The sequence below is a fragment of the Fluviispira sanaruensis genome (genome assembly GCF_004295685.1).
Taxonomy (GTDB): Bacteria; Bdellovibrionota_B; Oligoflexia; order Silvanigrellales; family Silvanigrellaceae; genus Silvanigrella; species Silvanigrella sanaruensis.
In genome coordinates this window covers 1-23364 of record NZ_AP019369.1, presented here as the reverse complement: position 1 = coordinate 23364, position 23364 = coordinate 1, and the positions used below count along the sequence as shown (strand labels likewise).

Annotated in this window: 23 protein-coding genes; 3 read left to right on the top strand and 20 right to left on the bottom strand. The window is 30.9% G+C overall.

The window, feature by feature from the left end; translation table 11 throughout:
* Positions 1-23: 23 nt before the first annotated feature.
* From EZS29_RS16150 to EZS29_RS15085, 12 genes are all read right to left on the bottom strand, one after another.
* Positions 24-995 carry a M23 family metallopeptidase gene (locus tag EZS29_RS16150; RefSeq protein WP_130613019.1) on the bottom strand — a complete coding sequence of 324 codons (972 nt, stop codon included), beginning with the start codon at positions 993-995 and terminating at the stop codon, positions 24-26.
* Between the two features lie 32 nt (positions 996-1027).
* Positions 1028-2302, bottom strand: coding sequence for a TraB/TrbI/VirB10 family type IV secretion system protein (locus EZS29_RS15135; RefSeq protein WP_130613016.1), 1275 nt, complete (start codon positions 2300-2302; stop codon positions 1028-1030).
* A 14-nt stretch (positions 2303-2316) separates the two neighbouring features.
* Entirely contained in the window at positions 2317-3321 is a 1005-nt protein-coding gene (locus tag EZS29_RS15130; protein ID WP_130613014.1) for a hypothetical protein, read from the bottom strand.
* The gene (locus EZS29_RS15125; RefSeq protein WP_130613011.1) at positions 3269-3913 is read right to left on the bottom strand and encodes a hypothetical protein; all 645 of its coding nucleotides are present in this window, start codon (positions 3911-3913) and stop codon (positions 3269-3271) included. The genes EZS29_RS15130 and EZS29_RS15125 overlap by 53 nt, the downstream gene beginning before the upstream one ends.
* 20 nt (positions 3914-3933) lie before the next feature.
* Positions 3934-4971 (bottom strand): hypothetical protein, encoded by a 1038-nt coding sequence (locus EZS29_RS15120; protein WP_130613008.1) that lies wholly within the window; start codon positions 4969-4971, stop codon positions 3934-3936.
* A 41-nt stretch (positions 4972-5012) separates the two neighbouring features.
* The gene (locus EZS29_RS15115) at positions 5013-6116 is read right to left on the bottom strand and encodes a hypothetical protein (RefSeq protein WP_130613005.1); all 1104 of its coding nucleotides are present in this window, start codon (positions 6114-6116) and stop codon (positions 5013-5015) included.
* Positions 6117-6139: 23 nt separating this feature from the next.
* Positions 6140-8782 (bottom strand): hypothetical protein, encoded by a 2643-nt coding sequence (locus tag EZS29_RS15110; RefSeq protein ID WP_130613002.1) that lies wholly within the window; start codon positions 8780-8782, stop codon positions 6140-6142.
* Positions 8783-8828: 46 nt separating this feature from the next.
* Positions 8829-9194: a hypothetical protein gene (locus EZS29_RS15105; protein WP_130612999.1), complete on the bottom strand. Its 366-nt coding sequence runs from the start codon at positions 9192-9194 to the stop codon at positions 8829-8831.
* Positions 9195-9228: 34 nt separating this feature from the next.
* Positions 9229-10089 (bottom strand): hypothetical protein, encoded by an 861-nt coding sequence (locus EZS29_RS15100; RefSeq protein ID WP_130612996.1) that lies wholly within the window; start codon positions 10087-10089, stop codon positions 9229-9231.
* A complete protein-coding gene (locus EZS29_RS15095; RefSeq protein WP_130612993.1) occupies positions 10079-10342 on the bottom strand; it encodes a hypothetical protein in 264 nt (87 codons plus the stop codon). The genes EZS29_RS15100 and EZS29_RS15095 overlap by 11 nt, the downstream gene beginning before the upstream one ends.
* Before the next feature lie 75 nt (positions 10343-10417).
* Positions 10418-12871 carry a leucine-rich repeat domain-containing protein gene (locus EZS29_RS15090; protein ID WP_130612990.1) on the bottom strand — a complete coding sequence of 818 codons (2454 nt, stop codon included), beginning with the start codon at positions 12869-12871 and terminating at the stop codon, positions 10418-10420.
* A 26-nt stretch (positions 12872-12897) separates the two neighbouring features.
* On the bottom strand, positions 12898-14487 hold the full coding sequence (locus tag EZS29_RS15085; protein ID WP_130612987.1) for a leucine-rich repeat domain-containing protein: 1590 nt from the start codon (positions 14485-14487) through the stop codon (positions 12898-12900).
* Between the two features lie 494 nt (positions 14488-14981).
* On the opposite strand from EZS29_RS15085, the gene EZS29_RS15080 reads away from it, so the two are divergent.
* Both EZS29_RS15080 and EZS29_RS15075 read left to right on the top strand, forming a co-directional pair.
* Positions 14982-15629 carry a helix-turn-helix domain-containing protein gene (locus tag EZS29_RS15080; RefSeq protein ID WP_130612984.1) on the top strand — a complete coding sequence of 216 codons (648 nt, stop codon included), beginning with the start codon at positions 14982-14984 and terminating at the stop codon, positions 15627-15629.
* The gene (locus EZS29_RS15075) at positions 15616-16044 is read left to right on the top strand and encodes an acyl-CoA thioesterase (RefSeq protein WP_130612981.1); all 429 of its coding nucleotides are present in this window, start codon (positions 15616-15618) and stop codon (positions 16042-16044) included. The genes EZS29_RS15080 and EZS29_RS15075 overlap by 14 nt, the downstream gene beginning before the upstream one ends.
* A gap of 1 nt (position 16045) precedes the next feature.
* Here EZS29_RS15075 and EZS29_RS15070 read toward each other — a convergent pair whose 3' ends face one another.
* The 4 genes from EZS29_RS15070 to EZS29_RS15060 form a co-directional block, all read right to left on the bottom strand.
* On the bottom strand, positions 16046-16624 hold the full coding sequence (locus EZS29_RS15070; RefSeq protein ID WP_130612978.1) for a hypothetical protein: 579 nt from the start codon (positions 16622-16624) through the stop codon (positions 16046-16048).
* Between the two features lie 13 nt (positions 16625-16637).
* Complete coding sequence (locus EZS29_RS15065) at positions 16638-17402, bottom strand: SDR family oxidoreductase (RefSeq protein ID WP_130612976.1); 765 nt, start codon at positions 17400-17402, stop codon at positions 16638-16640.
* Positions 17403-17556: 154 nt separating this feature from the next.
* A complete protein-coding gene (locus EZS29_RS16030; RefSeq protein ID WP_172603999.1) occupies positions 17557-17724 on the bottom strand; it encodes a hypothetical protein in 168 nt (55 codons plus the stop codon).
* A 55-nt stretch (positions 17725-17779) separates the two neighbouring features.
* A complete protein-coding gene (locus EZS29_RS15060) occupies positions 17780-18028 on the bottom strand; it encodes a hypothetical protein (protein ID WP_130612973.1) in 249 nt (82 codons plus the stop codon).
* 265 nt (positions 18029-18293) lie between these two features.
* On the opposite strand from EZS29_RS15060, the gene EZS29_RS15055 reads away from it, so the two are divergent.
* Positions 18294-18719, top strand: a complete 426-nt coding sequence (locus EZS29_RS15055; protein ID WP_130612970.1) for a helix-turn-helix domain-containing protein — start codon at positions 18294-18296, stop codon at positions 18717-18719.
* A gap of 34 nt (positions 18720-18753) precedes the next feature.
* Here the strand turns inward: EZS29_RS15055 and EZS29_RS15050 are convergent, their stop codons facing one another.
* The 4 genes from EZS29_RS15050 to EZS29_RS15035 form a co-directional block, all read right to left on the bottom strand.
* Positions 18754-20745 (bottom strand): hypothetical protein, encoded by a 1992-nt coding sequence (locus EZS29_RS15050; protein ID WP_130612967.1) that lies wholly within the window; start codon positions 20743-20745, stop codon positions 18754-18756.
* 126 nt (positions 20746-20871) lie between these two features.
* On the bottom strand, positions 20872-21513 hold the full coding sequence (locus tag EZS29_RS15045) for a hypothetical protein (RefSeq protein ID WP_130612964.1): 642 nt from the start codon (positions 21511-21513) through the stop codon (positions 20872-20874).
* 73 nt (positions 21514-21586) lie between these two features.
* Positions 21587-22366 carry a hypothetical protein gene (locus tag EZS29_RS15040; RefSeq protein ID WP_130612961.1) on the bottom strand — a complete coding sequence of 260 codons (780 nt, stop codon included), beginning with the start codon at positions 22364-22366 and terminating at the stop codon, positions 21587-21589.
* Positions 22363-23364 (bottom strand): ParA family protein, encoded by a 1002-nt coding sequence (locus tag EZS29_RS15035; protein WP_130612958.1) that lies wholly within the window; start codon positions 23362-23364, stop codon positions 22363-22365. The genes EZS29_RS15040 and EZS29_RS15035 overlap by 4 nt, the downstream gene beginning before the upstream one ends.

Genomic DNA, 23364 nt, shown 5'->3' with positions numbered 1-23364 from the left:
TTTAATTTTAAAAATTATTGAATTTACCCATTACACATAGAAGCATATTTATTATATGTCACCCATGCACTGAGTCCTTGAACTTTAAGCACAGTCAAAGCACATCGTGTGTTAGCGTCTATGTCATACAACTGATTTATGCTTGCTCTGCATTTTTTCTGCCAGATAGAATTTATTTGAAAAAGACCTATATCTAGAGTTTTATTTCGATTGTAATTTGTAGCTGAGGGATTCAAACTTGATTCCCAATTTGCTATACAAAACATGATTGGGATGAATTTAGGATGAAATCCGTGTTTTAAAAGTAATTTTTCAAATGCCTGAAAAATATTTACGTTTCTTACAATTCGTTTTTTCTTGCTTACGACAGCGATAGGATCGTAAGGATTTCCACGAAAATCGCGCACTTCAAAATTTAAATTGTCTGATGATAATTCGCCTATTTTTTGCCCTTTATTTAGCTGCATCCCTTCTGTAAAATTACCACTAATTTTCCCAGATATAACAGCAAAAAAATTATCGCTTTTTATTGCAATTGTTTTACCTGTGTATCCATCAACCTCTCCTATAAAGATAATTTTTCCAGCAGCAGGAGAAAAAACCTCTTTTTTAAGAGGTTTTATTAATATCCCCGTATTAAATCCCCCTTCACCAAATGCGTTCCAGCCAAATTTACTCACTACATCGCCTGAGATTGGGTGCATAACATCTGCATTAAATAAATAACTGTGTTTGTAGGAGTAAGAATTTGAAAAAACACTTTTAAGCTTTTTCTTATTTGCATTGCTATTAACGTTTTTTAACGCGCTCTTTTTTAATGAGATACTCTTCTTTTTAAAGTGCTTGTTTTTTAATTCTGATTGTTTATTTAGAATGTTTTTTTTAAGTGGATTCGGGTATACGAGTTTCAGTTGTGAGCCGTCATGAAATATCTCTGCACTACAAATCATATTGGCAAATAGAATATAAATGATAAAAATTTTGAGCAACTTCATCTAAAATTCCCTCATTTTATTATTATATAAATTTAAAGAACTGTGTCTTGTGTGAATAAAATATGTACGATTGAGTTTTGCGGAATCGTGATTTGTGTGCCGCTCTTGTCAAACCCCTTTTGAATATTCTGAGTGACAGACTGTATTCCTTGAGCAAGTGAAGCATTTATCGTATTAGCCACCGAAACGTTTTCAATTGTTCCGTTAATAGTCGCTGAACGCTCAATCCGAGAAAGAGGTATAGAAGCTAGGGTAGCCCCCGAGAAAGCAACCACAGCGCTCCAAACCGAATTATTATAAATATCCCCCGAAAGCCCTGTATATCCTCTGATGTCCTTAATTACACCTTTACATGAAACGCTTTTAATTCTGTTGTTTTTTGAAGCACAAAAATTTGTTTCTATGTAGATTTTGTCTTCGCTCGGATTTAGGAGTGCGTTTGCTGTGATGATATAACCGCTCGGAAAAAGAAAATCGTCGAGTGGCCCTATTACACTCAAGCTTGTAGGTTGCGGCCCTCCTGATGTAATTGTTAGCCCATCAGGAAGCAGAGCTAGGACACGCGTTCCTGCTTTAATTTGATAACCAGCTGCGCCTATTGAAGTGTCGCGACCTTGAAGGCTCGTAAGAGTGCCATTGGAAGCTAGCAAAAGACTTCCTTTGCTTTTCTTTATAGGCAACTCAGAAGTCTTTTCTTGAGCAGTTTCATTAGTAAATTGCTTATTGCTATTGCGATGTGCATTTGTAGCAAATGCAGGCACCAAAGCTTCAGCACTCTGCGTTTGCGCAGCATCCCCATTTACAAAATTTTTATTACTGCCTGTTTTATTCTCAGCTACTAAAACTGATCTAAAATCTGTTCTCGTAAGCTTTGTACTTGAAGGAGCAAACTCGCTGTCAATGTCTCTTACAGTAGTTGTTACACTTTCTAAAACATCTTTTTTCTCTACTTCATTAATATTTCCCTTTTCTTTATCTTTATTGGTTTCACTCTGAGAATTCACAAGCTCAACTTTCTCAGTAGCGCCCTTCTGTGATGAATTATTTTTTTCACGCTCAGCGATTATTTTTTTTGCCTCTGCATCTGCAACTGGATCATTTGCAACCTTATTTGTTTCAAATTGAGCTGCAAATGCTTCGTCAGCTGGAATGTCTTTTGCGCTTTTTTTAACTGAGTCTGGCACGGTTTGGACTTTTTTATTTGTCGACATAACATAGCGCACAGATCCATATATTCCTCCACCGATCGATGAAAAAATTACTGTTGAAACCGCAATTTTTTTCATAATAATTTTATCGATAGCCATATATTATCTCCAAATTAGTTAATAACGTTTTGAAAAACAGATGGATCAACTAAAGCTTCTAAATCTTTTTTTTCATTCGTTTTCTTGAGATCGACTATTTTTTTTGTTTTATCTTCCTCTTTTATTTTATTTCTATTTTCAGGTAATAATGGGATATCTATGTCATTATCTTTTTCAATTTTTTTAACTGTATCCTTAATTTTATTATTGTCAGTGTTTTCCTTTTTAAAGCTCTGTGCTTCGCTTACAAGAATTGCATCCACTTTTTTTGTAATAACTGGTTTTTTAAATTCACTCTCTTTTTTACTTTTTATCTTATCAATTATGCTCTTTCCTTCATGAATTTTATTCGTTTTTTTATCTAAAAAGGTATTAACAAACGGCACCCCTTCCAGTTGCTCTGGTTTTACAAGCGAATTGACTCCGTTTGGTTTTTCAAGGATTACAATCCCATTAGTGTATATTGGATCAACAATTCTCACAGCAATGGCAACCCAACAATAAGGTTCATTGTTATTAAGATAGGCTTGACAAAATGTATCTGTTTTTTGCCTTTTCATTCGACAGATATACCATGTTACTGGCATTTCTTTTAAATCATCAAATGTAAAATTATTCTGACCTGACTGATTTCCCTCAGAATTACCAAGAGCGACAGTTAATATAACTGCCGAATAAGTAGCAGCTGATTTGTTTTCTGTTTGTGCTTGCATATTTTGATTGCTTTGTAAGGATAAACTATTTGATGTTACGCTTGCATCACCGTAATCGAGTTTAATAATTTTTGAAGCGCCACTGCAATTTGAAAGCTCTTCAGGAAACTGCACAAGTGTTGGACGTGAAGGAGTTACATTTATTACAGGGATATTATTATCATTGCTTAAAACATTTCGCACAGCAAACTGAGATGAAACAAGAGTATTATCTGTTGCAGGAGCCCCTGTTAGGGCATAAATATTCAATGCATTAAATACTGCTAAAATCAGGATTAAAACCGATGATTTTAAAAACTTTTCCATCACTCCCCCTATCCATATTAAATTTAAAAGTTACACTAAGTTTTTTCATTTGTGAGACTGTGCCTGTTTTTGATTGTAGAAGCTGAGTTCCTGAAAGAATAACTACGTAGATTGAAAAATCAGTTGGTAACGATCCAGCTTTAATTTTTTCTTTGTCAATTTTAAATTCTCCTGAATTTCCTTTTGCTGTGAGTTCAATGTTTCTTACAACAAAGTCATGAAATTTACTTGCAGATGGAGAATTCTCTTCAAAATTTATCCCAAATGCTGCTGTTTTAGCAGAATAGGAATCACTCGATGAATACGCATATAAAATCTGTGCAAGAGATTCTGAAAGCTGAACGGCAACTTCTTTAAAAGCCTCATCATCGGAATTACATGCAAGCCGTGATACTCTACCATTTTCTATAACAAGAGCAGGTGAAATTTCGATTCGAGGAACATTTGGTGCTTTTAAATAAACAATATAACAAATCAATACTATAAAAATAATTGGATTAAATATCTGCCAAAAATAGTAAAATTTTGATAAGTTATATATTATTAAGTTCCAATTCCTTTTTTCTTTTATCTTCTTATTTTCATCATTCATACGATTTTCCTTTAAAATTATTATATAGCAGCTACAGATAGAAATGGTTTTAAAATTGAGAATAATACTAATACTACAAACACTGTCATGACAACGCAAACAAACATTATGAGTAGAAAAATAACGAGAAGAAAAAACGTGCCTGAAAAAAATGAAGTGAAGCTTATGCTTTCTGGCGCAGATGGAATAAAGCTTAAAAGCATCAGTTCTATGTGCAAACCAACGCAAAATATAGAATAACCAAAAATTGCTTTTAACGCGACAAATGTGTTATTTTCAAACGTAAAAACAGATTTAAGAACTGTAAATGGAATCATGCAAATAAAAAGCTGTTGGAGGACTATAATAAAACAATTTAATGCCCCAAGAAATCCAAGAGGAAGTTCAAGTAAACCATTTTTAAATGCTTCAAGAAAATGAGCACCTACTCCAGTCGAAATTTTTGAATATATGCTCGCGTCATCATTCTCATAAGAAGCCCTCGATACGAGCACATTCCAATTATTGTATTTCTCTGCAAATACCGCGAGACTTCCCTTGCCGTCCGTATTAAAAAGTTGATCGACTAAATTCCAAATCCCATCTTTTAAATAGTAGAAATGAGCGAGTGTTAGATAGAGAATGATTCCACAAAAAAATGCTCCCATAATTTCCTTATTTCCTAGCCAAACTCCCTTAATTAATTTTGTATAGATCATAAATGCAGCGAGGCTTGAGATTAAAATCGAAGGAATTGCTCCAGTAAGACCAAACGTTTTAATGATCGGCTGCAGCACAAATGGAAAAAGATTAAAAAAAACAGGCCAAGATCCGCATAGAAATGGAAATGTATTTGTACAAAAATCTTGATTTTTATTAATCGAATCAGAGTTTATATTTGCTGTGAACATAGCTGATACTGTAATCCCAGCGCCTATAGTCAGAAGAATCGTTAAAGACTGAATCATTTTTCTACTATCAAAATGCCCTGCTATCCAGTTATATAAAATTGCAATTACGATTGAGGTAAAAGCAACAGAAGAAACTACCAAAAGCATACTGTTTAAAAAATCTTCCACACTTACTCCTTTCATTTTTAAAGAGTAATTATTCATGAGTTTTATGAATTGTCCTTTTTGTTTTTTTCTTCTTTGCCATTCTTTTTTAGAAATGGATTATTGATTTCTTTGATTGACATCTGCATTTTACGAGCAATTTCAGCAAACATTTCTTTTGTAACAATTTGTTCATTGTCGCTTATTACAGGCCCCTGCCCCGCTTGCGTCATTATCATCATTAAATTTGTAAGTTTTATATTTATTTCATTTAAGAGATGAGTTTGCTGGAGAGCAATATCTACGCTTGTAACAGCTGATAGCTCTTGGAAAACCTGACCTCTACTTTTCTGTGGAGCTTCGCCTTTTCCAGGCTTACCTGGTTTTATTGGATATTTCGTAACTTCTTTTTTTATGAACTCGACTGTGTCTTTAAGAGCTTCTATTCTCAATGATTCATAGCCGTAATTTGCGATGTCATTTGATGCACGAATTGATGCTCGTTCGATATTAGAGTTTGGATAGCGACGCATGAAATCTCTTCTTTGTGCGTCGGTGATTTCGTCTTCATTATCTTTTTTATAGTACTGTAGCATTGCGAGATTACGTGCTCTACGCGAAAAACTCTGCCCCATGCTAATATAACTATCAATTTTCTGCATTAAAACTGGATTTAAATAGTGCAGACGGAAACTTAAAATATTACCGCGATACTCTAATATCCTATCCACATAATCAATCATCTGTTTTAATTGAAGATAAAAAATATTTTCTTCAGGACTTGTTAATGCAGTGACACCATCCTGAATAAATCGTGCGGCTTCATTATACGCAGTGACAAAACCATTCCATGCCTCAACCCATCCCTTTGCCATTTCATATGATTCTTTAATGGTTTTAGCTGTGGGAACAATATGAGTTGCCCATTGGAATTTTAACCAGCTTGTTAATTCTGTGAGAGCTGCTGTGTCGCCCCCGATGGGGTCAGCTTTTGCGACTTTTTCTTTTAATACACTCGCAATTCCTGCTCCCGCAAGAAAAGCGAGGCTTAAAAAGCCTCGCCTTGAATTATTTAAATTTTCACTTTTTTCATTGACTTCTGCACTTTGATTTTCATTTACATAAAACATTTTTTCTTTGTATTCATTTTTTTTCTCTATACTTTCCATAAAAATTCCCTTCTTCTTATTAATTAATTTAATAAATCGCTTAAATTTTTATTTGGATTGCGAATCACTTCTGTAACAATTTTTTGAATTTCTTCGTCTGGAGGAATAAATTGCGGAAGTTCAACAGGACCTCGCTTTGCTAATAATTCGCATGTAGTCCAGTAATCATATAGCCCTGTCCTTAAACATGCCTGCCGAATCGCAATGCTTCCCGCGTGCGTTGTTGATGCCCATAGGTCGACTTTATTCACATCTAGAATGACTTGGTGAATTTCTCTGTTTTCATCTATATATCCCCATGCATATCTTCCTTCAGACATAAGCTCTAAATTGCTTTTAGAAACATATTCAATTCTCTCAAGCTTATTTTTTAAATCTGAGCTTGATTTTAACATATAAGAAACAAGATCACCTGGATTCTCTTTAAAGAAAAGTCTTCTAGTTGTTGCAATGATTCCAAATTTTTTCTTTTCATCCTCTGAATCTATTACTAAATCTGTTAATTCCTGCGTTGCAAACTCAGAACGCATCCCGTCTTTTCTTCCCTGTGAGTTCATTATTCTAAGTTTTTTCTGCGGAATACTGTCACGCGCTGCATGAATCTCATCTACAACAAATTGCATTTCGAGTGGCTCTAATTGTTTTGAAGTATGCTTTTCACAAAGCATTTCACTCAGTGAAATCGCCATGGAAAAATACGCTCCATAGAGTTTCTTTGGTTGCGTTACTTTTGTAGATGAAGTTGAAAAGTAAATAAAACGCGCATTTTCCCAAGCAAAATTTCTTGTTTCCTTTGGGACAAATATTTTGCCGAAAACATTTGGATCAACAAAATTTTTTAAATTTTGAATTCTATCGAGCCATTTTTCATCACTTGAAGCTTTTTCAATAAAAGTTTTTTCAAATAAATTATAAAATATTTCAAGGGAATACACTTTCTCATTATTACAACTTTTGATAATTTCTCTTACGTCAGCAGCAACAGCTGATTCTTTGTCGTAATCGATAGAACACAATTCACAAATCCACTCTGTAGCAGCTTCTCGCCCCATTGCTCCAAACGAAAAAAATGCTCTTAATGGATGATCTTCAAGTGGTAGAAAATCAGCTTCTTTAACAAGAGTCAGCCACGCATCGGCAAGACCTTCTTGGCAAAGAAATTTAAAACTCATTCCTATTTCGATGTAGCAACCACCTACACTATTTAACTTCTTTTTCCGTATATGCGACAAAATTGAAAGAGAAAGATAAAGGGATTTACCACTTCCTGGCGGACTGATATAAGCTGTTGGATATTGTGCCGTGAATTTTATTTGAAACAATCTATTATCAATAGTTCTTAAGTTTAAGTCAGGGTTTTCTACTTTTTTTGAAAACTTTGGCCTTGGCAGATAATAAATAATTTCAGTTATATTCTTAATTTTTTGTCTACGAAATGGAATCCGAGGCTCACTGCCAGGTAAAAAACTTTTCATTGCATCAGAGACAAATGCTGTGTCTTGTCCAAAAATCGGCCGATTGCTTTCGCCAAAGCGTATACAAATAGATTCAATTTCTGAAAATTTTTGCGCTATTTGCTCTGGACTTCCATGAAGCATAATAGATATCTGAAAAAAACAATTTATTTCGTCATGTTGAAGTTTTTGTGCATCTTCGTTTTCATTTTTAATCCCCTTCTTAACTTTTATTTTCTCTTTAATGAAACTTGAGACAGGAGTTTCAAATTTAACGGGATGAACCGTAACAGAAATTGTAGATGTAATATCTGATAACGCTGTGTAAATTATTTGAAAACGCTCATCAACATACGCGGGAAGTTGAACAAGGGTTATTACTGCTGTTTCAATTCCAAACCAAACTCCTTTTACAAACCCTTTTTCAAATGAAAAACCGCTTCTAAATACAGGTTTCTCTTTTTTTGATGGGCTATTATAAGGGAAGAAAATTTTCTCTGTTACTTCGGACATTTCAGACGGTGTCATTCTAACAAAGTTAGAATTTATGAGTTTTATAATTTCCTGCTTTTTTTCTTTCATTCCTATAATAACTGGCAGTCTTATAAATATAAAATAATCGCCCCTCATTATTTTTTTACTTTTCATATGCTCAGGGCAATCGTGGTCAATTACGTTTGGGCTTACAAATTTTATAGATGATTGAGTTGGAACAATTTGCAGAAGTGCAGAACAAAATGCTTCAAAACGGCTTTCAGAGAATAATATTTTTCCACCTGTAGTATTATTAAATCCAATTTCTACTATTTTTATGCCAATAATTTCTTCACTTGTGGGTAAATACCAAGAATCTTTATCATATTCAGATATACTGTGTGCATCAAATTTATTGTATTTAACTTCAACATTTGCTTCTTTAACGCTTTCAAGATTGAACATTTTTTGAGATAATTGCATTTTTGCAAGCAGTTTTTCACAATTTTCGAGTGGATATTTACCTCCATGAAGTTTTTCAACTATAATAAATGCGATTATCCCTGAGGTTAAAAATATGACAGCACTCACGGGTCCTGAAATAAATTCAAAAACTTGAAAAATATTTGTTATAATCGCTGTAATGGCAAATACAATAAATGAAATATACACGGAGCGCATTCTAAAGCCGCCCAGAATTCTGAAAGGGATATTCTCATTTCGGCTCGTTTTTATCATACAAACCTCTAATATTTGATGTTTTATTTTTTGAAATTTATTTATACTAACAATTTAGACCAACTATTTTTGCAGGACAGCTTTGTAATTGTTGAAGTGGAGAGGACACACTTCCTTGGAAAAACTGGGCAATTAAATAAATAAAAATGGTTACAAATAGGCTCTTTGTTACTTTTGGCTTTATATTACGAGTCCATTCCCAGTCCATAAACTGGCAAATTGCAAATAGTAATAAATTGATAGTAAGCACTGCACTTCCTAATACTACAAACCAATTCGTAACTGCCTGACTTGCTTGTCCAATGGATGCACCAAAGGGATCTCCACCTGCATGGGCTGGAAATGATGTAAATATGTTATAAATAAAGACGAATTTAAAAAATTTAAATGTATTTTTAATTAAACCATTCATATTTTTCTCCATATATTTATCTTTCGATTTATAGTTATTGATTATTATTCAAAGCAGATTGCTCTTTTTCATGCTCTTCTTTTAGCGCCTTTGCTTGCATCAATTTTGCTTTAAAACCATGAACTCGACCGTTTAAAAAATCTCTCAGTTCAGGCCAGTGACGTGAATAATATGATCCATTTTGTGCATCTGAAGGCTTAAAACATCCATCATAACTATATGCAAACTGAAACCCAATCAGTGCAAAATTCCTATCAATCGCAATGAATTCAAGTTTTTCCTTTTTCTCTGTCTCAATTCCTCCATCCCCTATTAAATAAAAGTTTAGCCATTTTGAGCATGTTTCACTTGAAAACCCTTTTGGTAAATTTTTCTCATCTAGTGTTTTTTTCGTGATGATTTCAGAGACTCCTAAGTTTTCAAAAGGATTTTGCATTGCAAAATTCGGTGTTATATCAGCTTGATTCTCATTGCCAAAATTCATTTTCTCATTTTTAAGTCGCGCTAATTGAATTTGTAAATCAGTAATTGTTTTTTCATCTGAAGAAATTCTTGAGGCCATTTTTGCAGTGTTGTCATCATAAAATAAATATGAAAAAAGCGCTCCTGTAAGACATCCAGTAGCAGCTCCCATCCAACCGAGAATTTGACTTGGTTGAGAATCATAATTATTCGCTTGTGCGTAGCCGTATCCTGATCCAAATCCAACAGCACAACCTGCAATCGTAGTAAGCGTGAATTTTGTTCCGTAACTTAATTCATCTGCGTATAGATTTGCTGTATGAGCTGATGAAAGTAAAACAAGTAGCAATGAAAGTGCATGCATTTTATTTCTTTGCTTTATATACTTTCTTATTATACTTTTATTTTCTAATATATTATTCTTATTCTGCATCAAATAGCCCTTCCTTTTTTAAAATCCTTTCAACTTCTCCGTATTTTTTATCTATTTCTTGCAAACCAAGAATCATTAAATGTTTGAAGAGAAGTGGACCTGATAATCTCATCCTTCCATTGATTTTAAGATCATATTTTTTTCGAAATAAAATTATCATCTTATATTCTTCCATTTTTTTCTCTGATAAACTGATATTTATTCTGTCTCTTTGTCGTTTTGATTTTGTCTCCATATTTTTTTTTTGCACCATTTTTTCACCTTTTGGGTTCAAATATGTTTAAAAAAAAGCAGTAATTCTTTACTGCTTTTTTTATTTATTTAGTTTTTACTTGAATTCTTCGTAAGTGATTCTTAAAAATCCGTCCTCACCATTTTGCCCCGAAGTGCCGCTTTCACCTGCTTTTTGATAAAATGCACGCCAATCACCAATTAATCCGCCACCAGCTCCTCCTTGAGAACCAATTCCACCTTTACCAACTTGTATTGTAATGAGTTCCCCAGGATTTACACTTAAATCAACTGTTTTTACTGGAGCGCTCCATCCATTGATTCCATTACCACCTGCTCCTGATATGCCCCCTTGAACCATTTTCTCATTAACTGGTCGTATGCAACCTGCTTCACTGACTGGTGTTACTGAAACTCCCCCTACTCCCCCTTTTCCACCTATTCTATAATTTCCGTTGCGAGTGCTTACATATTCAACACCAAAAGGAAATTTATAATCGCCAAATGCAGTTAGCCCACCAACAGTTGCGGCACTGCCATTCGATCCAGACGGAGCATAGGCGCGGATATCTTGAAGATCGAGTGCGCATTTCATCCCAGCTCCACCACTGGCTCCAGGTTGGTTATTTGCGCTTCCTCCAGCTCCCCCTGCTCCACTAAATGTCATCACGCCCCACGAACCCATATATGAAGGAGCGGCAGAACCAGATCCTCCGCCACCCGATCCACCATTTGCTCCTGAAGCTCCAGTCAACGTAACTTTGAAAACATTTGCTGGTACTGTCCAGGAATATTCGCCTGCTGAATATTCAACATATTTTTCACTGCCTTTGCCTAGACGCTCACACGCTTTTTCTGTTTCTCCTAAATACTGTTTACATGCATTTGCTGTGAGATTAATTCCTTTACTATAATTAATTACAAGCGTTCCGTCTTTATTTTTTTCCAACTCATTTAAAATAATATTTTTAATTCCAAGCTTAGATATACCTGATAAATCAGACACTATTGTATTAGAAATATTTAGTGCTTCTAAACTTTTCATACCCGAAAAGAGATTTGTACTTTGTAAACCAGCATACGAAATAACACCTCTATCTGATTTTCTACAACTATTTCCATGAAGATCTAAATACTTTAAATTTGTAAGTTTTATAAGGCTGCGGACATCACTTTCTTGCATAATATTGTCACAATTTGAATCTTTATTTCTATCGAATGCATTTCTATTAATAAATACCTCAAGTGTATTCCTCACTGAAATATTTTCAAAGAAACGATTTAAAACATTGTTTGGAATAGATGTGTTTGATAAATTTATCTCTTTTAAATCAAACAAATTAGATAGAATATCTGCATCATTTTCTGTCAATTTTGAAAGATCGTTGTTAGATAAATCAATTGATATTATTTGATTAAGACCAGTCAGCATATTTAAATTATTAGTTAAACCAATATTTCTAAACTTTAATTTTTTCAAATTCCGTAAATTCTTAAGGCTATCGATACTGCTTGTATCAAGCTTTATATTGTCTGATATGTCAAGAGACTCAAGATTTACTAAGTATTTTGTTATATTATTAAGATTTTTAATGTCAATATTTCTCACAGAGAGTGATTTTAAATTTGGCATCCTTTCTAAATAAGAAAGAGTATCAGACTCTATTTTTGTTTCAGAAATATCTAAATGTTCAAGATTAGATAACAGCATAACTGCATCTAAATTATTTAAATTTGTTTTAGCAGCTGATAATGAAACAATTGACTGAACTCCTGTAAGAGCATCCAAATCACGCAAATTATCATCAGCATTTGCAATCTTATTCACATCGTAATCTAAATTTAAAAATTTAGTTGACTCATGATTTAAATATGCTGACATTTTTTTCAAAACTTCTTGAATATTATTACTATTTATTGAAGCATATCTCTTAACGTAGTTAGCAGTTTTATTACCTTCTTTAAGATAACCTGCATAGGTTTTATTTAAGGATACTTCAAAACTTCCCGAATCTGTTAGCAATTTATTATCTTCAATAACAGAAGCTGTGATTTTTACTCTACAAATTGTAACGCCTTTAATAAGCTCTTTTTTTATTAATATAAGAGAATTTTTTAAATCGAGATTAAATATTTCTTTGCATGAATCAGGATTTGCCGTTTTAGTTACTCCTTCAGACTCCAAAACTATTTTAGGTTCAATCTCAAGTTCTTTCTTTACAATATCTAATTTAATTCCTGAAAATGGAATTCTTTTATTTTTTTCATCAAATTCAACACCAATTCCTCCATTGCCTGTCGTAGTAAATAAACCATTATCATCGTTGTAAATAATATCGTTCGAATCATTATTTAAATTTAAATCCACTTTCGGTTTAGTTTCTTTTTCTCCTAAATAAATCATATTTTTTGGAGCAAGCGCAGAAATTTTTAAATCTTTACTCTTAAAAACCTCAACCTGTTTTTCATCAACATCATTTTTTGAATTTATCTTACATGCATTTATCGAAAATACTGTTAGAAACAGTGAAATAGGAACTAGAAATCTCATAAATCCTCCTAAAAAGAAATTAAGAATCACTTCAACACATCGCACATATTATAATTGGGAGACTTTTTACTTATTATGAACTGACAAGAACTCTTAGACATATTGATCCCCTCGGTTTTATCGCATGGGGTTTCATTTAAAATAAATTCAAATTTTCTAACATTTAGTATAGGATAATCAAATGTTGAAACATTTGTATTTGATATATTTATATATTTTAAATTCCCGTTCCAAAAAGGCATTGTGCTTAAATTAGTAATACCTCCAATCTTCCCAAACTCATCTTCAATGCTGCAACCTTGACCATGAATATCGATATATTCTAGAGATTTTATATCACCAAGATACACGTTATCAAAATTATTAATCATATCGCATCTTCTTAAAACGTAATCATTTGTCATTCTCTTATAATCATTTCTTGCAATAAATTTTTTTAATTTATAATTATTACTGTAAAAGAATGAGTGAAAATAATCCTTCAAAATTTCATCATTGATTGGTGTTGAAAGAAGATTTTTACGATTTATCGAGATATTTAAACTTTCTAGATTTTTTAAACTTGCAAAAACTTGGTACTCTGATTTATGTATTCTTTTCAAAGGATTGTCTGATATATCAAGCTCAGTAATGTTTTGATTATTTTCTAAAAATCTAATCGAATCGAGATAAATGTTTCTTATAGACAAAGAATTCAATTTAAAATTATTTATAATATATAAATCAGAAATATTAGTATTCCCTGAAATATCTAATTCCTTTAACTCAGGAATAATATCAAAAATTTCTCTAATTGATTGAATCCCTGAGTTTTTGATTGATAGTGAATCAATCTGATTTAAAGCATTTAAAACATTTTTTAAATTCATTCTATTGCTATCAAGTACTAGCTTTTTTACATTCTTAAACTCTTTTAGCGAGTTTAAATCGCTGACTGAGCTGTTTGTTAGATCTAATGTTATAACTTTCTCTTTAAATCTATGTAAAAAATCTATATTTTCTATAGCATTATTTTGGACTCTTACTATACCGACTTTTAAGTTTTTTACAAAATTATCAAAGCTTTCATTATTACTTGATAGTATTGATCTAATTTTTTCATCATTTCTATTATATTTTTCTTCTAAAGTTGAATAGAAATTAATAGATCCAGTAAAATTTTTTGGAACAATTTTATCACTTTTGCTGCTTTTTAAATCTACGTTTGCACTTAATTTACAATTCAAACCATCGATTACATGCGAGTTATCAATCAAAATAGATGAAGTATTCGCATCATAACTAAACAAATTTTTGCATTTTTCATCTGATTCAATTGAAATATTTTGCAACGATCCATTTGATACATTTACTACAATCCCACTAAATTGATTTAGTTTATTCCCACTATCAACAAATGATTCACCAATACCGCCCAGACCTTCACTAAAGAATAGTTTATTTCTACTACTCCACAGCTCACTTGGAAACTTAATGTCGACTGTTGGACTAATAATTTGCTCTGAATCTGCATTTGATTGATCATCATTATTCTGTTGTTTTTTTGAACAACTAATGCTTGAAATCAATAGAACTGATAACAGATAATTTCTACAAATCTGTTTTCTTAATCTCATTCTTCTGCCTCCTTTGCACATTTGGACACAACCGATTATTTGATAAGGAAATATTTTTACATAATATTTCCTTATCAAATAATCTATTAAAAATTAAGATGAATATATTTTATATATAAAACGACAACATAAATTTAATATCGCTATTTTTCTGTGTCTGTGCACATACTTCATAACTTGAAAGATGCGCTTTTCTCGCTCCACCAACGAGTGCGATCATATTCTTTCTGAAACAGTAACTTATAAATTACAAAATACCACATACTTGATATATGTCAATTTATATCAAGTATGTGGTATTTTGTAATTTATAATAGTTTAATTTTATAAAGTATTGATAATATTGAATTATATTCCAGAGTTTTATAGTTCTTAATAGACTATAGAGTTTTTTTTTCTTAAAATGTTATATCAAATTATTGACCTATTTGACCAATGAATTTTTTTAAGTCAATTTTAATAAAATTCATAATTCCTAAAATTAAGGACACATAATGGAAATTAATGATATTGGTAGTAGAATTACATATCTGAGAAAATTAGGAAGATTAACACGAATATACATTCGAGAAAAGTACAATATTTCACAAAATACATTAAGAAAATGGGAAGAAAACAACCTAAATATACCTGAAGAAAAAATTGACTTAATTTGTTATTTATTTAATTCAGAAGGAGTAACAGTTAAAAAGGAATGGATTAAAACTGGAAGAGGCGAAAGTCCCGTATTTTCAGCTAATCAAGAAAATTTAAAATATATTCTAAACGAATCAGAAGATAATAGAGATGACATTATAGCACTTGAGGAAATGAGGTTATTAATGTCAGCAAATAAATATAAACTTGTAAATTTGCTCCTAGATAATGACAGTATGTTTCCGTATTATCAAAAGAATTCATGGATTATTGGAAAAAAAAGCTCTAATAATTTAGATACAATAGGGAGAGATTGTATTGTAAAAATGAAAGACTCAAATAGCCTCACATTCAGGCGCGTAGGATTTTCTGATAAGAAAAAATGTTTTAACTTATATATTTTGAACACTTATGATACTAAATTTTCTGACCCTGTTTATTATGACGTGGAAGTTGATTTTATAGCGCCCATTACATGGATAAGGAAAATATATGAGCAAAAGTAAAATTGAATTTGATTCAAAAAATATTATATTTGAATTTAAAACCCGAGTACGAATTGATGATATTAACTATGGTAATCATCTAGGGCATGATAAATTAATATCGATAATTCATGATTCAAGAATGAATTATTTTAATCGTCATGAAATTAGCGAGTTAATGCCTAATATTTCTCTTGGGATAATTATAGTTAATTTAAATATAGATTATATAAGTCAGGCAAAATTTAATGACTTTTTATCTGTACACATAGCTTCTGGTGATATAAAAAATAGCTCATTTGAATTATTATATAAAATCACAAATTCAGATGGCATATTAGTTGGATTATGTTCTACAACAATGGTTTGCTTTGATACAAATCGGAAGAAACCAGTAAAAATTCCAGATATTATATTAGAAATATTAAAAAAATAGATTATATTTTTGAATTTTTCTCCGAAATAGTTGATAATACATCAATACAGTACAATATTTGATTTAGAGTTTTTAACATCAAATTATTTTTTTTTACTACAAAATCTAATTCAGAAAAATATTTATTATTTGAAGAAAATGTTAAACATGTACTAAAATATTTATGATTATTTAGCAGCATTACTCCATTTTTAAGTTCAAATTTCTTTCTTCTTAAAAGAATCTCATTATAAAATTTAGATGAATAGTCAAATGACGAATACAGTAAAATTTTTTGAATATCTATATTATCTTTTCTACATCTTCTTGCAAATCTATAAACTTCTCTCCATATTTTATCTTCTTTTAAAAAATATTGTGATAGAAAATCATCGTTTTTTAAAAACTTGAACCAACCAGTATCACTAGCAAATGTATTGGTAATCTCGCTATTATGAAGTTTAAATGCAACTGAAAAATACTGTATTCCAGAACTACATAATGGTCCAAAATCTACGTATTTTTCTAGTTTAGTTTGTAAGTCGATATTACTTTCAACCTTTATTTTTGAATATATTCTAGATAAATCTTCATTACTCATTTAATTTCTCTCTTTATTTCATTACCATTCCACCATCTACAGAAATAGTTTGTCCTGTAATATATTTTGCTGCATCAGAAACTAAAAAGAGAACACAGTTTGCTATTTCAATTGGTTCACCTTGAAATTTTAATGGTATTTTTGAAAGAACTATTTTTGATACTTCTTCAGAAACTAACGCTGTCATATCTGTTTTAATAAAACCTGGAGCTATGCAATTTGCTCTCAGTCCCTTACTTGCATATTCTAAAGCAATACTTTTCGTTAAACCCAAAATTGCAGATTTTGATGTCGAATAAACAGAGTTTCCAAGATCACCTGTAATTCCAAGTACGGAAGATAAATTCACAATGGATGGCGAGTCAGATCTTAATAGCAATGGTAAGCAATATTTAATACAGTTAAAATGCCCTTTCACATTTACTTTCATAACTTCATCAAAATCTTCTTCTTTGAATCGTAAAGCTAATGCTGCCCTTGCTATACCTGCGTTATTCACTAAAATATCAATTTTTTTAAACTCTTTTGAAATATTTTCGACGGATGCTTTAACATCATTACTATCTGAAACATCAAATTTTAATAATTGGCAATTACCACCAAATTGATTAATTTCATGTTTTAAATCCATTGCTGACTTATCAGCCTTGAAATAATTAATAAAAACATAAGAACCGTGCTTTGCTAAATTTAATGCAATTTCTCTTCCTATTCCTCTTGATGAACCAGTAACTAATGATATTTTTCCAGACAAAAAATTATTGTTAAATACAGACATGTAAAACCTCTAAATAAATTTCTACTTTAATAAAAAACTATTAAATTTTTACTCATTTATTAAGTTCTGGTCAAGACATTACTTTTATGCTTCTCAAAAGAAGGGAGTTTCACCCCTACGTGCAATCTATAAAAAACAAACCAATAAGATCATATTATTTAAGAACTTTTATTAAATAATTTAAAAATTGATCGTACTCGTCTGAATTATTAAAAGAATAGTTTTCATGGTCATCATGAAAATATATTTTTAATTCGTTGAACTCTGGATATATTTTTATACATGTTATTTGTGAAATAAGCTTTTCATCTAAAAAATTCATGTTATCTCCTTTATATTTAAAAATATTCTATAAGCATAAAATTGCCATTACTTAATTAAGGATAATAAATTGAAGGTATGTTAAATCTTATTTTATTAATACGCTCATTGCTAAGCATTATGCGCTCTTTTACATCATCTATTTCATGTTCATTATCATAAAATATATCCCATTCTAACTCAGTATTTAACTCCCAATAGTGTTTTTTTTCAATTAATTTTGCACGCTGTTCAAAGTATTTAAGCTGTCGTTCACAAAAGCTCAAAAATTCATATTCATACTCAAGCTCTTCACTTTCGTTCATAATTAGACTCCTTAAATAATGATCTACATTTTTGCAAAAGATGCTAGCCATTACAAGTTTTTTAACGCAAGAAAATTTGATATTTTACAAAAAATAAGCCACTAAAATTAAAGTTCTTTAGTATTATCAATAATAACTTGAAAAAATCATTTTAAGGCGTTTTACGACGAGTTTATTAAAAATATGAAGAAAGACTCATAAAAGAAACTTCATTTTTTTATTGACTAGATGTGTATAAACATCCAATATTTAAAAGGAGGTGAGTATGAAAATTTCAGGCGTGTATGGTGAAGCGGCAAATATCTGGGTTGCTTCAATACAAGAGTTAGATTTCAAAGTTGCTGCATCTAGCAAAGATGCTCTTTTTATTAGCATTATAAACTCTATAAACAAAAATAATCATGACCATAATTTATGTAAAGTTCAAGACAACATTCAGAATTCAACATTTGAAATAAATTTTTCTAATATGAAAATTTTTTCATCATTTATTTTCAAGATGTTACGAACTAAAGAAAAAATATCACAGTACAGATTATCTGAAAAACTTAGAGTTGAAAGAGCCTCATATTCACAATATGAGGCTGGAAAATTGGATCCCACATTTTCAAAGTTTCGCGAAGTTCTTTTAGCTCTTGGATATGAATGTGAAATAAAAATTAAAAAAATGGAAGTTTATAAACATCCATAAATAGTATGATACAAAAATATGTCTCACCAACTTTTCAAAAGTATATTTCTGTATCCCTATTTTTTTTATCAATAATATCATCAGGCTTCCTAATTTTGCTCATATATTCTTCATACGTCATGCCGAGCGTTTTTGCTCTTTTCTCAAAATATACTGCCATGTTTTCTACTTTTGAAGGTCTGTTTCCGCATATTTGTTGAGCGTGTAAAGCAAATATGTCGTTGTCATAAAGCATATGAGCTAATGAATTATATAATTTTGTATTTTTCCGCATATGGACAATGTCAGAATATAAAACTTGCCTTTTTAAAATCTTGGATAAAGCGTGTAAAACAGGACCTAATTTATAATGTCGATTCTTTATTAAACATAATTGCAATTTATCTTGTACAAAAAAACCTATTCTTTGATTAAATGAAACAGCATGAATTTTTAAGGGCCTAGTTAGAGCTTGAAAAGCAATACCTACTTCTTTCTTCTTCCGAAAGGATTCAAAACAAATTACATTTAAGCCCCCATTTTTTCCTCTGTTAATCACAAAAACTTTATTCGGACAACGCTTCACGTTCTGGTGCCAGCGATTCCCACAAGGAGCTACGCTCCTACTAAAGAATAATGGCCGCATATTTAAGCAGTATTCAATAAAGGAGAAATTTTTACTTTTAATAAAATATTTATCATCTTCTAACCATTTTGGTAAATTTACTTTTTTGATTCCAAAAAGTTCTTTCCTATTTGAAAATATAGAATGTACAGTGCATTTCAGTTGCAAATCTTTACATGACCTAGAAGTCTCTGATGCTGGTATTTGTTTAACACGCAGCTTTATTTTTTCTAACGTTTCATATTCAGAATAACCATTCCATTTATATGCTATAGCCCAATTAACTATAGCCAAATTCCTTTCCCCGTCTTGAACAAGATACGGTTCAATTAATTTAAGTTTTACATTTGTCTGTATTTCATTTGATGCTAAAACTTTATTAGCTCTTTCGATTTGCTTCAATACATTTTTATTATATTTACAGGAAATTTTAATTGTATCATCCGTTGTTAGTTCAAAATTAAAGAGTTTATTAAACTCTGGCATTTTAAAATATCTTAATGCAGTCCTTGAGCTAGTACCCATTATTTTAAAAATTTCATCTTTTTCTAATTCAATATGCTCGTGAGGAGAAACATATGGAAATTTAACCACACTTTTCTTGAAGTTTCCTGTTAATGTCAACGATCTTTTTTCGAATATTTTGGGCTGATAAGCTCCCATCAAATATAAAAATAATTTCGAAAGGCATCTTTCAACTCGAATATCAGGATATAACCTATAATTTATTTCTAACTCTTCATAAACGCTTTTAACATACGTTAATAAATTAGTTAAAAAAGGTTCTTTATTATTTACAATCTTAATACCATTTTCATTTATATATGAAGGTTTTTGGGATTCTTTCTCAATTCTTTTGGTCAGTAATTCATTGTGGTAAACAATACCTTTTACTTTTCGATAAGTGCAAAAATCCTGTTTTAAACCTGCTCCTGATGGATCTGCACCTATCCCCAATTCATTAAAAACTTCAATTAAAAGCTGTTGCAACTGCCTTGCATTAATTTGGGCCCCATACGTTCTTCCATCTAATGGCAAAGGAGATAGCCCAATAAGAATATGGAAACCCTTCCCTGATGTACTTTTAGTTACATACTCAATTGCCTCAAATATCTGCGGAAATTTGGATAATGTATTCTGAATTGCTTCCCAACTTAAGCAAGTATTTTCTGAGTTTCTTAATTCAAATCTACTTTTATCAAAGTCTATGTCTAATCGAATGTATCTTAAAATCTCACTTCTATCTTTGTTGCATAAATACGTTGATTGTAAGTCTGGCTCTTCTGATCGTTTAACTATACGAGGTATTTTATTTCCTTGAGAATCAATGCCCCATTTCTTATATATAAATCTGCCACCATCGTATTTTTTGTAAGACTGATACTGAAATAAACTTTGAAGGTCAATTTTATATGATTCCATTAGCGATTAGTCCTTGCATTTTTGCCGACTCCTCGCTACTATCAAAATGATGGTTGTTTTGGTTTTGATGGTAGTTTTGGTTAGTCAGCTTGTAAAAAGAGCAGATTAATTGAGACTACTTTTCTTTTATAAAGTAGTCTCAATTAGTTCTTGTTTTTCCTTCTTTTTTTTATTCTCTTCTTTTTCAAAAAAGTATCTATTGCGATCTATTAAAGATTCATTATAAAATTCTGATTTAATTACATATTCATATAAATCTTCTCCATTATTAATAACTTCTACTATTTTTTTAATGCCTATTTTACTTAATGTTGCTGCAAATTGAACTGCCCAAAATGAATAAATTCTTTTAGTATCTTTTAATGAAGACATTGCTTGAAATGTCCAAGAGCCATATTCTCTTACTATAAAAAATGAGGCTGATTTGCTGACTTTAGGAAAGGTTTCTGAATAACCATTAAATCTAGGTAATTTACTAATATAATATAAAAATTCTTGTTTTTTTTCTGACTTATCTTGTTCTATATTCTTTAACTTTTCTTTTTTCTTTTCTTCTTTAATTATTTTTGCAGCTAATGCAATTTGGTGACTTTTTTTAGCATTTGATAACATTTTTTTTAGCCACTTAATATCTGCTAATTTACCACTTTCAAAGCCAATCTTTAAAATATTTTCTACAAAATGATCTGGCAACCCATCAGCTTCAGGATAAGAGTAAATATTTTTTAAAAGTAATTCTTTTTGTTGATGTAAAATGGATATCGACATATATCTCCTTTAATTAAAACAAGTCGAACTCTATCTCACAGAACGTGGAAGAATGCGAGTGCATATCATGCACTCATTTAACGTAACAAGAGATATTCTTATCTAACAACAACATAATTGATTCAATTCTATCTTTTGATAGCAGAATAAGGGAAAGTTGCTTTTCACTTAATTTTTTATCGTTTTTTTCATTAAATAAGTTGCATATTTGCTTTTCGAGTGAATTAATTGTTGTAGCAATCTGAGTAACTTTCAATGTGTTATTGATTTTTGACTTTCCAGCAGATTCATTCTTCTTGAAAGATAAAATTTCTTTTGTATCTAATTTGTCAACTTGAGGAAGCAATAAAGAAAGGTCATATCCACTACGTGACACAGATACCAAGGCTCTTAACTTTTCCATAGAAATTTTTTTGTTCTTAAACTGTGACAAATTACTTGATATAGCCATAAAATCATAAGCTAGTCTTATCGAAAATGGTATTTTTGACTCTAAATAAATTTTAAAGTTTTTTTCTTCTGATTCAAAAAACTTTTTCCTTACTTTTGAAAGAATATCTCCAGCAATAAATGCAAATGATGCATCGATATTTATCTTTAATTTTTGATACGTTTCCCAATATTGCGATATTAAATTACTATAGTCATTCTCGCTTTTTAATTCATTTTCACGTAGCTGTATCGATGAGTCCCAATTTGACATTAATCGTTGAAGACTTGTTACAGCTGTTTCTTCTATATTTTCAGAATTTAAAGATATTAACTGATTTGAATGAGATAAAAAATTTCTTTGTTTTATATCTTCTTTATTAAGAGCTTTTTTTTCTAAAATATCATTAATATTAGAACTCATAATTCCGCCTCTTCTTCTTTTAAATCTGACTTTTTCTTACTATTTGTAGATGAGACTTCATATAAGTTAAGTATATGTTTCACAATCACATCTAAATCTTCCCCCGCTTGGGTTGCTCTTTTAGTCCATAAATGTTCTTGATCTTCCATAGAAGAAACAAACTCTGACGATTGACGAATAAGATTTGGGATCATGTAGTTTGCATACTGCGCATAAAACTGTTGCAAATATGAAGTACTAGCTTTAATTCTAGGATCATACATATTTACGAGTATATTTATTTCAGGATTCTTCTTATACGAACTAGATATTTCTTCCCATTGATTGAAAACCTGTTCAAGTCCCAATTTAGAATATACATCAGGCTTTACTGGAGCAATAATTCTATCAACAGATAGATAAATTGCATGAGTTAAATGCGTGAGTGCAGGTGGACAGTCAACTACTATTAAATCAAATTCACTAAATAATTGATTAATTGGATCAGCAATTAAATTTGATAAATTTGCGGCTCCAAGAATTATTTCTTTGTCCATTAAACAATTTTTTGGTGATGATGGAATAATGCTTAAATGTGAATTAATAGGCTTAACTAAATCAAAAATGTTTGTCGTTTTTTTTCTTAAATAATCAAGCCACACTAAATTATCTTCATGAAAAGCATTCATTGAAACAGTTAGGTTTAATTGATGATCAAAATCAATTAATAAAACTTTGTAGCCATACATCGAAGCGCGAATTGCAAAGTTTTTTGATAATGAAGATTTACCAACTCCACCTTTTACAATCTGAAATGCAATTGCCTGCTTCTTATAAGTGTAACCTTTTGTAATTTCTAAATAAGACCTAATTACATCGGGAGGGACTGATGCATTTTTTTTATTGCCACGAGCTAAAGCCCCTGCTTTAGGCTTAAAAAATTGGGACACTGCTTGTCGAGTTACTCCCAATAGATTTGCTACATCCATAATTGACAATTCATAATCTGAATTCAACAT

What these genes read in the sequence shown, in the direction of transcription:
- EZS29_RS15125 (WP_130613011.1), bottom strand. Translation starts at nt 3,913, where the DNA reads ATGAATGATGAAAATAAGAAGATAAAAGAAAAAAGGAATTGGAACTTA.
- EZS29_RS15090 (WP_130612990.1), bottom strand. Translation starts at nt 12,871, where the DNA reads ATGAGATTTCTAGTTCCTATTTCACTGTTTCTAACAGTATTTTCGATA.
- EZS29_RS15055 (WP_130612970.1), top strand. Translation starts at nt 18,294, where the DNA reads ATGAAAATTTCAGGCGTGTATGGTGAAGCGGCAAATATCTGGGTTGCT.
- EZS29_RS15080 (WP_130612984.1), top strand. Translation starts at nt 14,982, where the DNA reads ATGGAAATTAATGATATTGGTAGTAGAATTACATATCTGAGAAAATTA.
- EZS29_RS15065 (WP_130612976.1), bottom strand. Translation starts at nt 17,402, where the DNA reads ATGTCTGTATTTAACAATAATTTTTTGTCTGGAAAAATATCATTAGTT.
- EZS29_RS15095 (WP_130612993.1), bottom strand. Translation starts at nt 10,342, where the DNA reads ATGGTGCAAAAAAAAAATATGGAGACAAAATCAAAACGACAAAGAGAC.
- EZS29_RS15070 (WP_130612978.1), bottom strand. Translation starts at nt 16,624, where the DNA reads ATGAGTAATGAAGATTTATCTAGAATATATTCAAAAATAAAGGTTGAA.
- EZS29_RS15035 (WP_130612958.1), bottom strand. Translation starts at nt 23,364, where the DNA reads ATGTTGAATTCAGATTATGAATTGTCAATTATGGATGTAGCAAATCTA.
- EZS29_RS15100 (WP_130612996.1), bottom strand. Translation starts at nt 10,089, where the DNA reads ATGCAGAATAAGAATAATATATTAGAAAATAAAAGTATAATAAGAAAG.
- EZS29_RS15135 (WP_130613016.1), bottom strand. Translation starts at nt 2,302, where the DNA reads ATGGCTATCGATAAAATTATTATGAAAAAAATTGCGGTTTCAACAGTA.
- EZS29_RS16150 (WP_130613019.1), bottom strand. Translation starts at nt 995, where the DNA reads ATGAAGTTGCTCAAAATTTTTATCATTTATATTCTATTTGCCAATATG.
- EZS29_RS15115 (WP_130613005.1), bottom strand. Translation starts at nt 6,116, where the DNA reads ATGGAAAGTATAGAGAAAAAAAATGAATACAAAGAAAAAATGTTTTAT.
- EZS29_RS15075 (WP_130612981.1), top strand. Translation starts at nt 15,616, where the DNA reads ATGAGCAAAAGTAAAATTGAATTTGATTCAAAAAATATTATATTTGAA.
- EZS29_RS15130 (WP_130613014.1), bottom strand. Translation starts at nt 3,321, where the DNA reads ATGGAAAAGTTTTTAAAATCATCGGTTTTAATCCTGATTTTAGCAGTA.
- EZS29_RS15060 (WP_130612973.1), bottom strand. Translation starts at nt 18,028, where the DNA reads ATGAACGAAAGTGAAGAGCTTGAGTATGAATATGAATTTTTGAGCTTT.
- EZS29_RS15045 (WP_130612964.1), bottom strand. Translation starts at nt 21,513, where the DNA reads ATGTCGATATCCATTTTACATCAACAAAAAGAATTACTTTTAAAAAAT.
- EZS29_RS15085 (WP_130612987.1), bottom strand. Translation starts at nt 14,487, where the DNA reads ATGAGATTAAGAAAACAGATTTGTAGAAATTATCTGTTATCAGTTCTA.
- EZS29_RS15050 (WP_130612967.1), bottom strand. Translation starts at nt 20,745, where the DNA reads ATGGAATCATATAAAATTGACCTTCAAAGTTTATTTCAGTATCAGTCT.
- EZS29_RS15110 (WP_130613002.1), bottom strand. Translation starts at nt 8,782, where the DNA reads ATGATAAAAACGAGCCGAAATGAGAATATCCCTTTCAGAATTCTGGGC.
- EZS29_RS16030 (WP_172603999.1), bottom strand. Translation starts at nt 17,724, where the DNA reads ATGAATTTTTTAGATGAAAAGCTTATTTCACAAATAACATGTATAAAA.
- EZS29_RS15040 (WP_130612961.1), bottom strand. Translation starts at nt 22,366, where the DNA reads ATGAGTTCTAATATTAATGATATTTTAGAAAAAAAAGCTCTTAATAAA.
- EZS29_RS15105 (WP_130612999.1), bottom strand. Translation starts at nt 9,194, where the DNA reads ATGAATGGTTTAATTAAAAATACATTTAAATTTTTTAAATTCGTCTTT.